Origin of the sequence: Scandinavium sp., from assembly GCF_051650185.1 — a bacterium.
Taxonomy (GTDB): Bacteria; Pseudomonadota; Gammaproteobacteria; order Enterobacterales; family Enterobacteriaceae; genus Scandinavium.
The window spans coordinates 1-12,567 of sequence record NZ_JBOFIN010000115.1 but is presented as its reverse complement, the minus strand read 5'-3'; the positions used below and the strand labels follow the sequence as shown (position 1 = coordinate 12,567).

Below are 12,567 nucleotides of genomic sequence, written 5' to 3'. Positions count from 1 at the left end.
AGCCTTGTCCGCAATTACATCAATCAGTTGAGTCTTGTTCATATGTTATCCTTACAATGTGTTTATCGCTTGCTAAGCATCGAGTGCGACGAAAATGCCTGAAGAGCACTCTCCTGCATACACGCACCGATAGCCACTTATTTTCGCCTACCAAATGTAGACCAGACGGGGGGCAGATGTGAAGCCTTCAGGCACGACAATTCAGACTGAATGTCACGTTTTGTGGCTTCATTGCTGAAAATTTATACCGATATTGCTCTCACCGGCCTCGCGAAGGTCCGCCCGCAGCCCTTTGATAAGCTCAATGTCACGCTCTTCGCACTCAGCAAGGAGTCGGAAAATCTCCCATTGAATGTCCCATTCCTGCTCAACCGCCGGGTTTTCTTTGAGCTCTTCGTCTGTCATTTCCCGACCCGCCTGGGTCATTTCCAGCATCGCGACGGTGGTGATCGAGGCTTTGCTGACTTCAATCGCATGCTCGAGCGTTTCACCACTCAGGCGCGAATGAAGCAACTCGCTTAACGCCACACAAGCATCGATAGCCGGATAAACACCGTACATATCGAAGTCATCGGCCACCGGAATCGCTTCTTCCAGTTTTTCTAGCTGGCTGTCGAAATTCACCTTCGCGTCCTTCACGGCCAGGGTTTCCCAGATAAGATCGAGAATTCGGCGATAGAGCTGGCCGTCGGCGAATTCTGTCTGCTGACAGAACACGGCATAGTTTGGGTACATGCGTTCGCACAGGCAGGCCATGAAGGTCACGTGCTGCCAGCTTTCCAGCTTCTCAAGGCGCAGATGAATCGGGTTTTGTAACATGATCAGTTCTCAGATACGTGAATGAGCGGAAGTTTACCTGAATCAAGGCTGAATTGCTTGCCAACGCTGGAAAGCAGGCCGCCCTGAAGCCACCGCATCGGCCCAGCGAGTCGGTTCCGGCAATCGGTAGCCTTGCGTGCAGCGCTGAACCCAGGCCAGCGCACTGTCCGCGCTCACGCGATGCCCAGTGGCAATAAACAGGGGATTACAACGCACTTTGCTGCGCCAGACCCAGCCTAGCTGCTCGTCTTTATCCATGAGCGGTGCCAGCGCGCCTGCTTCAGCAGAAAGCGGTTCGAACTTGCCGCACAACCGTTTTTTTGCCACGCCAATCGTCGGCACGTCCACCAGCAAACCAAAATGGCTGGCTACACCCAGGCGACGCGGATGAGAAATGCCGTGCCCGTCCACGAACAGCAAGTCGGGTTTACGGGAGAGTTTATCCCACGCCGCAAGCAACGCAGGATATTCGCGAAAAGAGAGAAAACCGGGGATATACGGCATGGTGGTGGGAATGCGGGCGATTTGGTACTCCACCAATTTGAGGCTCGGGTATTCAAGCAGCACTATCGCCGCACGGGTGATTTCGCCCTCGTTTTCAAACCCGACATCCGCGCCACCGATCAGCAGCGGCGGATCCTGAATCAGGCGATCTTCGCGGATCACTGAAGACGCTAACGCCCGCTGTTGCTCCCGAAGATCTGCCAGATCCATACCGTGTCCTTACTTGTGATACTGCGCCGACAGACGGTGAACGGCTTCTACAAACGCCCCCGCGTGTGCTGGCGGCACATCCTGGTGAATGCCGTGACCGAGGTTGAAGACATGGCCTTCTCCCTCACCAAATCCGGCCAGGATGGTGGCAACCTCTTCCTCAATACGGGCTGGCTGCGCATAAAGCATTGACGGGTCCATGTTGCCCTGAAGTGCCACTTTATGGCCTACGCGGCGACGCGCATCGGTGATGTCGGTTGTCCAGTCCAGGCCCAGCGCATCACAGCCCGTTTCGGCCATCGCTTCCAGCCATTGCCCACCGCCTTTAGTAAACAGCGTCACAGGCACCCGGCGACCTTCGTTTTCACGCAGCAGGCCGTCGATGATTTTATGCATGTAGTAGAGCGAGAACTGCTGATAATCGCGCCCGGTGAGCACACCGCCCCAGGTATCGAAAATCATGACAGACTGCGCGCCCGCACGAATTTGCGCGTTCAGGTAAAGCGTGACGCTCTTCGCCAGCTTATCAAGCAGAAGATGCAGCGCCTGCGGATCGGCGTACATCATCTTTTTGATGACGGTAAACGCCTTGCTGCTGCCGCCTTCCACCATATAGGTCGCAAGCGTCCATGGGCTACCGGAGAAGCCAATCAGCGGCACTTCGCCTTTTAACTCACGGCGAATGGTGCGCACAGCATTCATCACATAGCCCAGCTCCTGTTCAGGATCGGGAACAGGCAGTTTTTCGATATCGGCTTTGGTTTTCAGCGGCGAGGTAAAGCGCGGGCCTTCACCGGCTTCAAAATAGAGGCCAAGCCCCATAGCATCCGGGATGGTCAGAATGTCCGAGAAGAGGATCGCCGCATCCAGCGGGTAACGGCGCAGCGGCTGGAGGGTCACTTCACAGGCCAGCTCGGCATTTTTGCACAGCGACATAAAATCGCCAGCCTCAGCGCGGGTGGCTTTGTACTCCGGCAAATAGCGGCCTGCTTGCCTCATCATCCAGACGGGGGTGACATCAACAGGCTGGCGCAGCAGCGCACGCAGATAACGATCGTTCTTCAGTTCGGTCATGGTTGCAGTTCCTTAATGCGTCAGGCGCTCAGTGTACCATCACTCATGGTCTGCCCGACACATCGCGACCGTATCTTCAATCAGGCGGCGCGCCACGGTACCCGGCGGCGGTAACAGCGGCAGCGAGTCATAGCGATACCAGTTCGCTTCCAGAAGTTCTTTCGGATCGATAACGATATCACCGCTGTCATAGTCGGCCATAAATGCGGTCATCAGAGATTGCGGGAAGGGCCACGGTTGCGAGGTCACATAGCACAGGTTTTTAACCCGAATCCCGCTCTCTTCCATCACTTCGCGGGCTACCGCCTGTTCAAGGGTTTCCCCAACCTCAACAAAGCCTGCCAACACGGTATGCACACCGTTGCGATGGCGAGTGTGCTGCGCCAGCAGGATCGAGTCATCACGACGAATCGCCACAATGATGCATGGCGCTATCTGCGGGTAGTAACGCTCACGGCAATGGCTGCAAAGCATGGCCCATTCGGTTTTACTCGGGTGCATGGTGTGTCCGCAGTAGCCGCAGAATTTATGCGAACGATAAAACTCCGCTAACTGCACACCACGGCCCGCAAGCTGGAACAAGCCGACATCCCGATCGAGCACCTGCCGAACGGTGCCCAACTCCTGGCGGCGCGCCTCCTGCACCAGCCAGACGGGCTCGCCCTGCCATTCGCCGATTTGCATTGCGTGCTTGCCGGTAAGATCGAAATTTTCCGCCTCGCCATGCGGAATTTCCCCGCCCGGCAGCCATAATTTCTGTTCGTGGCTGACTATCCACCAGCCGCGGTCTAATTTTTCAATTATACGATCCATATCTATTGCACTACCTTCGCTTCACTGGCACTTTGTTAACAGTGTCTTTACATTTTTGTGGGTGAGCCGTTCTACTTTTTCAACTTGCGGAGTCAATCATGCTAAACCAGTTAGAAAGCCTGACAGAGCGCGTTGGCGGCAGCCATCATCTGGTCGATCAGTGGCTACAGGTTCGTAAGCAGTTACTCGTCGCTTACTACAATCTGGTTGGCATTAAGCCTGGCAAAGGATCGTATATGCGTCTCAATGAGAAAGCACTGGACGATTTTTGTCAGCGTCTGGTGGATTACCTCTCAGCCGGTCACTTCAGTATTTATGAACGGATTGTTGGCGAATTGGAAGGTGAAAACCCACTTTTAGCCGCCACAAAACTGTATCCGCAGCTGGAAGGCAACACGCAACAGATTATGGATCTGTATGATTCAAGTCTGGAAACCGCCATTGATGACGACAACTGCATGGAGTTCCAGCAGGCGTTATCGACGCTGGGCGAAGCCCTGGCCGCCCGCTTCACGCTGGAAGACAGCCTGATTGCGCTGGCGCTGGATAACAAACTCAACGGCAGCGCCAATGATGAAAATCAGATTGCGCGCCCGGCTTGAGTTCTTAAGCGTTAACGAGTAATTTACAACCTTCACCTCGTCGGTTGACGAGGGTTTATCTTGTCGGAGTGCCCTTTTGGGCTGAGACCGTTAATTCGGGATCCGCGGAACCTGATCAGGCTAATACCTGCGAAGGGAACAAGAGTCAATCTGCTGTTGTATCGCCTTTTTGGCGATCTTCTCTTGCTTCATCCGTCGTCTGACAAGCCATATCCTTACTTTACTGGAATGTGCTATGTCTACACTCAAACTGTCCCGCCGCGAACAACGCGCGCAAGCTCAACACTTTATCGATACCCTCGAAGGCACCGCCTTCCCGAATTCTCAGCGAATTTATATCCACGGTTCCCGTGAAGATATTCGCGTCCCCCTGCGTGAAATTCAGCTCAGCCCGACGCTGATCGGCGGCACCAAAGAGCAACCTCAATTCGAAGAAAACGAAGCCGTGCCGGTCTATGACACCTCCGGCCCTTATGGCGATCCTGCTATTGCAATTAACGTGCAGCAGGGTCTGGCAAAACTCCGCCAGCCATGGATTGACGCCCGTGCTGATAGCAAGGAGCTTGACGAACGCAGTTCCGCTTATACCAAAGAGCGCCTTGCTGATGATGGACTTGATGAGCTGCGCTTCACCGGGCTGTTAACGCCAAAGCGTGCCAAATCAGGAAAGCGCGTAACCCAGCTACACTATGCCCGCCAGGGGATCGTCACCCCAGAAATGGAATTTATCGCGATTCGTGAAAACATGGGGCGCGAACGCATTCGTAGCGAAGTGCTTCGCCACCAGCACCCAGGCGAAGGATTCGGCGCGCGCCTGCCAGAGAACATCACGCCTGAATTTGTACGTGACGAAGTCGCCGCCGGGCGAGCGATTATTCCGGCCAATATCAACCACCCTGAATCTGAACCGATGATCATCGGCCGTAACTTCCTCGTGAAGGTCAACGCCAACATCGGCAACTCGGCGGTCACCTCCTCCATCGAAGAAGAAGTGGAAAAACTGGTGTGGTCCACGCGCTGGGGCGCAGACACCGTCATGGACCTTTCCACCGGGCGCTATATCCACGAAACGCGCGAGTGGATCTTACGTAACAGCCCGGTGCCGATCGGTACAGTTCCGATCTACCAGGCGCTGGAGAAAGTAAACGGGATCGCCGAAGATCTGACATGGGAAGCCTTCCGCGACACGCTGCTGGAACAAGCTGAACAAGGCGTGGATTACTTCACCATTCACGCAGGCGTGCTGCTGCGTTACGTTCCCATGACCGCGAAACGCCTGACGGGGATTGTCTCGCGCGGCGGCTCGATCATGGCGAAATGGTGCCTCTCTCATCATCAGGAAAACTTCCTTTACGAACACTTCCGCGAGATTTGCGAAATCTGCGCCGCCTATGACGTGTCACTGTCGCTGGGTGATGGTCTGCGTCCGGGATCTATTCAGGATGCCAACGACGAGGCCCAGTTTGCCGAACTTCATACTCTGGGCGAGCTGACCAAAATCGCCTGGGAATACGACGTGCAGGTGATGATTGAAGGCCCGGGCCATGTGCCGATGCAGATGATTCGCCGCAACATGACCGAAGAGCTGGAACATTGTCACGAAGCGCCGTTCTACACCCTTGGCCCATTGACCACTGATATCGCTCCGGGCTACGACCATTTCACTTCTGGTATTGGCGCAGCAATGATCGGCTGGTTTGGCTGCGCGATGCTTTGCTATGTCACCCCCAAAGAGCATCTCGGCTTACCTAACAAAGAAGATGTGAAACAGGGGCTGATTACCTACAAAATCGCCGCGCACGCTGCGGATTTGGCAAAAGGTCACCCTGGCGCACAAATCCGCGATAACGCCATGTCAAAAGCACGCTTCGAATTCCGCTGGGAAGACCAGTTCAATCTGGCGCTCGATCCGTTTACCGCCCGCGCTTACCACGATGAAACGCTGCCGCAGGAATCAGGCAAAGTCGCTCACTTCTGTTCGATGTGCGGCCCAAAATTCTGCTCGATGAAAATTACCCAGGAAATCCGCGACTACGCGGCAAACCAGGCCATCGACGCAGGTATGAGCGATATGTCGAACAGCTTCCGCGCCAAAGGTGGTGAAATTTATCTGCGCAAGGAGGAAGCCTGATGTATCAGCCAGATTTCCCGCCAGTGCCGTTCCGGCTTGGCCTCTACCCGGTGGTTGACAGCGTTGTCTGGCTTGAGCGTCTGCTCGAAGCCGGCGTGCGCACCCTTCAGTTGCGCATAAAAGACAAACGCGACGAGGAGGTGGAGGCCGATGTGATTGCCGCCATTAAGCTTGGCCGCAGATACAACGCACGTCTGTTTATCAATGATTACTGGCGGCTGGCGATTAAGCACCGGGCTTACGGCGTGCATCTGGGTCAGGAAGACCTGGAAATCACCGACCTGACAGCCATTCGTGAGGCCGGGCTACGCCTTGGTGTGTCCACTCACGACGATATGGAAATCGAGGTGGCGCTCGCCGTGAAGCCCTCTTACATCGCACTCGGCCATGTTTTTCCAACACAAACCAAGCAGATGCCGTCGGCCCCACAGGGGCTGGCGCAACTCGGCACGCACGCTGAACGTCTGAAAGATTACCCGACAGTCGCGATCGGTGGGATCAGCATTGACCGCGCCCCTGCGGTTCTGGCAACGGGCGTGGGGAGTATCGCCGTGGTCAGCGCCATTACCCAGGCTCCGGACTGGCAACTTGCTACCGCGCAGCTCCTTGAAATGGCGGGAGCAGGCGATGAATGACCGCGAGTTCATGCGTTACAGCCGTCAAATCCTGCTGGAAGACATTGCGGCAGAAGGCCAGCAAAAGTTACTCGCCAGCCGGGTGCTTATTGTTGGGCTCGGCGGGCTCGGCTCGCCTGCCGCGCTGTATCTGGCTGGCGCAGGCATTGGCACTTTGGTGCTGGCCGATGACGACACCGTGCATCTCAGTAACTTACAGCGCCAGATCCTGTTTACTGCCGACGATATCAGCCAGCCGAAAGCGCAAGCGACGCAGCAACGCCTTGCGCAGCTTAACCCTGAGATCACGCTCATCGCTCTGAATGAACGGATGGCAGGACGCTCTTTAGAGCAGCAGGTCATGCAGGCCGATGTCGTGCTTGATTGCACCGATAACATGGCGACGCGTCAGGCGATCAATGCCGCCTGCGTAAAACACTCCACACCGTTGATCACAGCCAGCGCCGTGGGTTTCGGCGGGCAACTGATGGTAGTGGCTCCGCCCTGGACACACGGCTGTTACCGCTGCCTGTGGCCAGATACGCAGGAGCCAGAACGTAATTGCCGAACCGCAGGCATTGTCGGCCCGGTGGTTGGCGTGATGGGCACTTTACAGGCGCTCGAAGCCATTAAGTTGCTCAGTGGCATGAGCATTGCTCAGGATTCACTGCGTCTCTTCGATGCCCGCTCCGGAAACTGGCGCTCGCTGACCCGATCGCGGTCAGTGAGCTGCCCGGTATGTGGAGGGCAGCATGCACATTCTCGTTAACGATGAACAAACTCACTGCACCGATGGCCTGAGCGTTGCCGAACTGATGGCAACGTTAGATCAGGACAAACCGGGTGTCGCGCTGGCGCTGAATCAGCACATTCTGCCGCGCGCAAAATGGGATCGTCAGCCCTTGCGAGAGGGCGACGAGCTGGTGCTTTTTCAGGTGATTGCCGGAGGCTGACATGTTACGTATTGCGGATAAAACGTTTGATTCTCATCTGTTTACAGGCACCGGGAAATTCGCGACGTCAACGCTGATGGTGGACGCTATTCGCGCTTCCGGCAGTCAGCTGGTGACGCTGGCGATGAAACGTGTGGATTTGCGCCAGCGGAACGATGCCATTCTGCAACCTCTGCGGGAGGCGGGAGTGACGTTGTTGCCCAATACTTCCGGCGCTAAAACAGCGGAAGAAGCCATTTTTGCCGCAAGGCTTGCGCGTGAAGCGCTTGGCACAAACTGGCTGAAGCTTGAAATTCACCCGGATGCCCGTTGGCTGTTACCCGATCCCATCGAAACCCTGAAAGCCGCAGAAACTCTGGTAAAAGAAGGCTTCGTCGTCCTGCCTTATTGCGGCGCAGACCCGGTTCTCTGCAAGCGACTGGAAGAAGCCGGTTGCGCGGCAGTCATGCCATTGGGCGCGCCGATTGGTTCGAATCAGGGCCTGGAGACGCGAGCGATGCTGGAGATCATCATCGCCCAGGCGACCGTTCCGGTTGTTATCGATGCGGGGATTGGTGTGCCGAGCCACGCGGCACAAGCCATAGAGATGGGCGCGGACGCGGTGCTGGTGAACACGGCTATTGCCGTCGCCGACTCCCCCGTACAGATGGCAAAAGCTTTTCGCCTGGCGGTTGAAGCTGGCCTGCTCGCTCGTCTGGCTGGGCCGGGGATGAAAAACAGGACCGCACAGGCCACCAGCCCACTGACGAGTTTTCTGGAGGCCCTTTAATGGCGGCTTTCACCGAACGCTGGCAGGAGCTGAACTGGGATGACATTCGGCTGCGTATCCACAGCAAAACGGCCGCCGATGTTGGGCGGGCACTGACATCCCGCCAGCTCAGCCGGGATGACTTTATGGCCTTACTTTCGCCTGCGGCAGACTGCTACCTGGAGCCGATGGCGCAAAAAGCGCAGCAGCTAACACGCCAACGCTTCGGTAACACCGTCAGCTTTTACGTCCCGCTTTACCTCTCGAACCTCTGCGCCAACGACTGCACCTATTGTGGTTTCTCAATGAGCAATCGCATTCGTCGCAAGACGCTGGATGGAGAGGAAATTGCCCGGGAATGCGAGGCGATTCGCGCAATGGGGTTTGAACATCTGCTGCTGGTGACGGGTGAACATCAGACGAAGGTCGGCATGGACTACTTTCGCCAGCATTTACCCGCGATTCGTCGCCAGTTCGCTTCGTTGCAGATGGAAGTGCAGCCGCTATCGCAGGCTGAATATGCAGAACTCAAAACGCTGGGGCTCGATGGCGTGATGGTTTATCAGGAGACTTATCATCAGGCCACGTATGCGCGTCACCATCTGAAGGGCAACAAGCAGGATTTCTTCTGGCGGCTGGAAACACCAGACAGGCTTGGGCGTGCTGGCATCGATAAGATTGGCCTTGGCGCACTGATTGGCCTTTCTGACAGCTGGCGCGTGGATTGCTATATGGTTGCTGAGCACCTTTTATGGCTGCAACAGCACTACTGGCAAAGCCGTTATTCACTCTCTTTCCCGAGACTGCGACCCTGTGCCGGTGGCGTGGAACCCGCGGCAATCATGAGTGAGCGCCAGCTGGTACAAACCATTTGCGCATTTCGTCTTCTTTCTCCGGAATCAGAGCTGTCGTTGTCGACGCGTGAATCCCCTGATTTTCGCGACCGGGTGATCCCCATCGCCATTAATCATGTCAGCGCCTTTTCCAAAACTCAGCCGGGCGGCTATGCCGACGATCATCCGGAACTGGAGCAATTTGCGCCGCACGATGGACGTCGACCAGAAGAGGTAGCAAAGGCGCTGATTGCCGGTGGGCTTCAGCCCGTCTGGAAAGACTGGGATAGCTGGCTGGGAAGGCGCTCGCAATAAATGTGCAACGACGGTAGAGAAAGGTAATCGGTTCTGAAGCCATCCCGGAATACGTAGCACTGGAGGTTGCTGCGTGAATGCCCTCACCTTACGCTGCTCCGGTCAGCAGGAAATGCTGACCAGGGCGGCGATGTTCTTCCTCCCCCGCCCTGCTTCCTGCTAAACAGCACAAAACATTCATCGTGCGAATGCATTAATGACGGATATCAGCGCGCGCTCGCTTCACCTCTTATACTTTTGCTACTCGCCCAACGGAATGCAACTTGCGACATGAAACACATCAGCAAAAATCTCTCTTTCACTCGCCCCATCGTGATAAGCCTCGGCGGGATCTTGCTCGGTTTTCTCCTTATCGCCACGCTGGTCACACTGAACCAGCGCAAAGATATTATCGAAGACTATCACCAGATAAATCGAAACTTCACCCATAACCTGGCCGTGAACTACACTGCGTCGATCCTTCAGGAAAACGACTACATCCTCGACAGGGCGGTGCGTTATTTCGCGAACAATGATGCGTTAAACAGAACGGTCAATCTCGATCCTAAACAGGGAATGGAACTGATGATGCAGCTGCTGGTGCTGATGCCCAGAGTGTCATCTATCTCGATTGTCGATACCGAGGGACATTATCTTCGTGCGCCTCAACTCAAGCTCGAAGGCGGCAACGCGGCTTTTGATCCGACGACACGCCCCTGGTTTGTCCATCAGGCTTCTTCCAGTAACTACAGCCATTACACCGAAGCCTACACCGATTTCTTTACCCACCAGCAGGCGATTACGCTTTATCGGCCAGTGGTCTCCTCCGATGGAAAACTAAAGGGCACGCTGGCGTTTCATCTCGATCTGGCCTCCATGGGCTACACCTTGCGTCAGATGCAATCCCCGGTTCAGGGGGAATACTATGTGGTGAACCGCGAGGGGTACGCCGTGATGCACCCGGACACCGGCTTATTGTTCAAACAGCTGATCCCTGCCCGGTTGATGGACAAAATGAACAATGGCGAAGGCGCGGTGTATGACTCAAATCGCCACGTCTGGTACTACTATTACGCCTTTGCTAATCCTGACTGGTTTGTGGTGTTTAAAGTGTCTGATGACACGTTGAGCGCACTGGCACGCCATGAAAGCATCATTGTGACATGGGGCTTTTCACTTGCCGCCATTGTCATTGTGCTGTTCGGTCTCTATCTGCGTCATGCCTCACGCACGGTACTGATGAACATCATTAATGCCATTAAAACGGGCGAGGTGAAGCAGGCTCCCAGGCTGGAAGCGATGCTCAGCAAAGCCATTATCTCCAATAAGGAACGTGAACTGACGTATGTCCGCCAGGCCACTATTGATGCCCTCACCGGCTGCAAAAATCGCCGGGCCTTCGACAGCGACGTCGCCGCGCTGATGAGTGAGAACGCGGCGTTTTCCCTTGCGCTCATTGATGTGGATAACTTCAAATCGATAAACGATACCTGGGGACACCTCAGCGGCGACATCGTATTGCGTAATGTGGCGCGTGAAGGGCTTAACCTTTTCCAGCCCAAGGGGATTTCGCTTTATCGCTATGGCGGTGAGGAGTTTGCCATTGTCTTTGAACATCAGCACCAGCCCGAAGCCTTGTCGTTACTGGAAAGCTGGCGTGAAACCATCGCGCAGAGAACCTGGCGGGAAGACGGAATGCAGGTAACATTCAGCGCAGGATTGGGTGAATGGAATAGCGAGCCATTGGACCAGTTGGTTATCACCGTGGATGAAGCGCTTTATAAGGCGAAGCAGCAAGGGAAAAACCAGATCGTTTGTAGCGGTGTTGTTTGATTTTACGCGATGACGCTCCCCAGAGCTGACGGCCCTTCTACCGTAAAAGTCGCAAAATGTAACCGGTTTCATAAATTTGCGCTGATCTTTGTGATGCCTTACACACAATCGCCGCAAAGCGGTTGTTGATTGCCGCGCCTCGGGATAAACATGAGTTATCAAGGACCATGAGGGCTAGTTATGAAGAACATCGTTTTATGCTGTGCAGCAGGCATGTCCACCAGCATGCTGGTTCAACGTATGAAAGACGCAGCTCAGAAAAAAGGCGTCGAAGTTTCTATCAAAGCCGTTCCCGTTGCTGAGTTCAAAGACAACATCGCGACCGCAGACATCGTGCTGCTGGGGCCACAGGTGAAATACGAGCAGGCAAAACTGCAGGCCGAAGCCGAGCCGCTGGGCAAGAAAGTTGCGGTTATCGATATGATGGATTACGGCATGATGAAAGGTGATGTCGTTCTTGAGAAAGCCCTCAAACTGCTGGAGTCGTAATGGAAGATTTAGAATCAATCATCATGGAGCTACTGGTCAATGCTGGCGCCGCACGTAGTTCAGCATTAACGGCCCTGCAACTGGCCCGCAAAGGCGACTTCGCCGCTGCCGAGCAGTCCATGGCCGAATCTCGCGAATTTGTAAAACACGCACACACCATCCAGACCCAGCTCATCGGTCTGGACGAAGGCACGGGTAAACTGCCCGTTAACCTGATTACCGTGCATTCTCAGGACCACCTGATGAACGCCATGGTCATCCAGGATCTGGCTGGCGACATGATTGAACTGTATCGCCGCCTGCCGCTGGTAAACTAAAAAAATATTCCTCAGTCAGACAAATGCCCGCTCTGCGGGCATTTTTGTTTTTGTCTGAAGCCGCTGCGCTTGCCAGGCCTACAAAACGGGACAATCCACAGGCCGGCGTAAGGCGAAGCCGCCACCCGGCATTAGCATCGATGCCACACGTGTTCACGCTATTTTTCGATGGGCCATAAAAAAACCCGCCGAAGCGTAACACCGATCGGTTAAGCAGAATGATCGGTTGAACGATCCGGCGGGTAGACGACAATAGCCTCATCAATTTTCTGATGGGGCTTTTTTATGCTTTCTTCCTGGCTCGACGATACCCAAACCTGGGCCGAACCCGCT

General features: G+C 55.1%; 14 protein-coding genes and 1 riboswitch. Of the genes, 10 read left to right on the top strand and 4 right to left on the bottom strand.

Annotated elements, in window-relative coordinates; genetic code table 11:
* Window positions 1-228 precede the first annotated feature (228 nt).
* Genes ACRCWW_RS15370 through nudC form a run of 4 tightly spaced genes read right to left on the bottom strand, consistent with a single transcriptional unit; the run spans window position 229 to window position 3,420 of the window.
* Window positions 229-819, bottom strand: a complete 591-nt coding sequence (locus ACRCWW_RS15370) for a YjaG family protein (RefSeq protein ID WP_438683174.1) — start codon at window positions 817-819, stop codon at window positions 229-231.
* A gap of 42 nt (window positions 820-861) precedes the next feature.
* Window positions 862-1,533 carry a deoxyribonuclease V gene (gene nfi / locus ACRCWW_RS15365; protein WP_438683173.1) on the bottom strand — a complete coding sequence of 224 codons (672 nt, stop codon included), beginning with the start codon at window positions 1,531-1,533 and terminating at the stop codon, window positions 862-864.
* A gap of 9 nt (window positions 1,534-1,542) precedes the next feature.
* On the bottom strand, window positions 1,543-2,607 hold the full coding sequence (hemE, locus tag ACRCWW_RS15360) for a uroporphyrinogen decarboxylase (RefSeq protein ID WP_438683172.1): 1,065 nt from the start codon (window positions 2,605-2,607) through the stop codon (window positions 1,543-1,545).
* Window positions 2,608-2,646: 39 nt separating this feature from the next.
* Window positions 2,647-3,420, bottom strand: coding sequence for an NAD(+) diphosphatase (gene nudC, locus ACRCWW_RS15355; RefSeq protein WP_438683171.1), 774 nt, complete (start codon window positions 3,418-3,420; stop codon window positions 2,647-2,649).
* Window positions 3,421-3,518: 98 nt separating this feature from the next.
* Here nudC and rsd point away from each other — a divergent pair, with 98 nt between their 5' ends.
* From rsd to ACRCWW_RS15305, 10 genes are all read left to right on the top strand, one after another.
* The gene (gene rsd / locus ACRCWW_RS15350) at window positions 3,519-4,022 is read left to right on the top strand and encodes a sigma D regulator (RefSeq protein WP_438683170.1); all 504 of its coding nucleotides are present in this window, start codon (window positions 3,519-3,521) and stop codon (window positions 4,020-4,022) included.
* Between the two features lie 54 nt (window positions 4,023-4,076).
* A riboswitch (TPP riboswitch) is annotated at window positions 4,077-4,177 on the top strand.
* 80 nt (window positions 4,178-4,257) lie between these two features.
* Window positions 4,258-6,153, top strand: a complete 1,896-nt coding sequence (thiC, locus tag ACRCWW_RS15345) for a phosphomethylpyrimidine synthase ThiC (protein WP_438683169.1) — start codon at window positions 4,258-4,260, stop codon at window positions 6,151-6,153.
* Window positions 6,153-6,788 carry a thiamine phosphate synthase gene (gene thiE / locus ACRCWW_RS15340; RefSeq protein WP_438683168.1) on the top strand — a complete coding sequence of 212 codons (636 nt, stop codon included), beginning with the start codon at window positions 6,153-6,155 and terminating at the stop codon, window positions 6,786-6,788. Before thiC ends, thiE begins: the two co-directional genes overlap by 1 nt.
* Window positions 6,781-7,536 (top strand): thiazole biosynthesis adenylyltransferase ThiF, encoded by a 756-nt coding sequence (gene thiF / locus ACRCWW_RS15335; RefSeq protein WP_438683167.1) that lies wholly within the window; start codon window positions 6,781-6,783, stop codon window positions 7,534-7,536. The genes thiE and thiF overlap by 8 nt, the downstream gene beginning before the upstream one ends.
* Entirely contained in the window at window positions 7,520-7,720 is a 201-nt protein-coding gene (thiS, locus tag ACRCWW_RS15330) for a sulfur carrier protein ThiS (RefSeq protein ID WP_438683166.1), read from the top strand. Before thiF ends, thiS begins: the two co-directional genes overlap by 17 nt.
* A gap of 1 nt (window position 7,721) precedes the next feature.
* Window positions 7,722-8,489, top strand: a complete 768-nt coding sequence (gene thiG / locus ACRCWW_RS15325; protein WP_438683165.1) for a thiazole synthase — start codon at window positions 7,722-7,724, stop codon at window positions 8,487-8,489.
* The gene (gene thiH / locus ACRCWW_RS15320; protein ID WP_438683164.1) at window positions 8,489-9,616 is read left to right on the top strand and encodes a 2-iminoacetate synthase ThiH; all 1,128 of its coding nucleotides are present in this window, start codon (window positions 8,489-8,491) and stop codon (window positions 9,614-9,616) included. The genes thiG and thiH overlap by 1 nt, the downstream gene beginning before the upstream one ends.
* 270 nt (window positions 9,617-9,886) lie before the next feature.
* Window positions 9,887-11,428 (top strand): sensor domain-containing diguanylate cyclase, encoded by a 1,542-nt coding sequence (locus ACRCWW_RS15315; protein ID WP_438683163.1) that lies wholly within the window; start codon window positions 9,887-9,889, stop codon window positions 11,426-11,428.
* 180 nt (window positions 11,429-11,608) lie between these two features.
* Window positions 11,609-11,917 (top strand): PTS sugar transporter subunit IIB, encoded by a 309-nt coding sequence (locus tag ACRCWW_RS15310; RefSeq protein WP_330985986.1) that lies wholly within the window; start codon window positions 11,609-11,611, stop codon window positions 11,915-11,917.
* Window positions 11,917-12,234, top strand: a complete 318-nt coding sequence (locus ACRCWW_RS15305) for a PTS lactose/cellobiose transporter subunit IIA (RefSeq protein WP_330985987.1) — start codon at window positions 11,917-11,919, stop codon at window positions 12,232-12,234. Before ACRCWW_RS15310 ends, ACRCWW_RS15305 begins: the two co-directional genes overlap by 1 nt.
* Window positions 12,235-12,567 lie beyond the last annotated feature (333 nt).

Bases quoted from the DNA above. Each gene is read 5' to 3' on its own strand.
- ACRCWW_RS15370 (WP_438683174.1), bottom strand. From the start codon at position 819: ATGTTACAAAACCCGATTCATCTGCGCCTTGAGAAGCTGGAAAGCTGG.
- nfi (WP_438683173.1), bottom strand. From the start codon at position 1,533: ATGGATCTGGCAGATCTTCGGGAGCAACAGCGGGCGTTAGCGTCTTCA.
- hemE (WP_438683172.1), bottom strand. From the start codon at position 2,607: ATGACCGAACTGAAGAACGATCGTTATCTGCGTGCGCTGCTGCGCCAG.
- nudC (WP_438683171.1), bottom strand. From the start codon at position 3,420: ATGGATCGTATAATTGAAAAATTAGACCGCGGCTGGTGGATAGTCAGC.
- rsd (WP_438683170.1), top strand. From the start codon at position 3,519: ATGCTAAACCAGTTAGAAAGCCTGACAGAGCGCGTTGGCGGCAGCCAT.
- thiC (WP_438683169.1), top strand. From the start codon at position 4,258: ATGTCTACACTCAAACTGTCCCGCCGCGAACAACGCGCGCAAGCTCAA.
- thiE (WP_438683168.1), top strand. From the start codon at position 6,153: ATGTATCAGCCAGATTTCCCGCCAGTGCCGTTCCGGCTTGGCCTCTAC.
- thiF (WP_438683167.1), top strand. From the start codon at position 6,781: ATGAATGACCGCGAGTTCATGCGTTACAGCCGTCAAATCCTGCTGGAA.
- thiS (WP_438683166.1), top strand. From the start codon at position 7,520: ATGCACATTCTCGTTAACGATGAACAAACTCACTGCACCGATGGCCTG.
- thiG (WP_438683165.1), top strand. From the start codon at position 7,722: ATGTTACGTATTGCGGATAAAACGTTTGATTCTCATCTGTTTACAGGC.
- thiH (WP_438683164.1), top strand. From the start codon at position 8,489: ATGGCGGCTTTCACCGAACGCTGGCAGGAGCTGAACTGGGATGACATT.
- ACRCWW_RS15315 (WP_438683163.1), top strand. From the start codon at position 9,887: ATGAAACACATCAGCAAAAATCTCTCTTTCACTCGCCCCATCGTGATA.
- ACRCWW_RS15310 (WP_330985986.1), top strand. From the start codon at position 11,609: ATGAAGAACATCGTTTTATGCTGTGCAGCAGGCATGTCCACCAGCATG.
- ACRCWW_RS15305 (WP_330985987.1), top strand. From the start codon at position 11,917: ATGGAAGATTTAGAATCAATCATCATGGAGCTACTGGTCAATGCTGGC.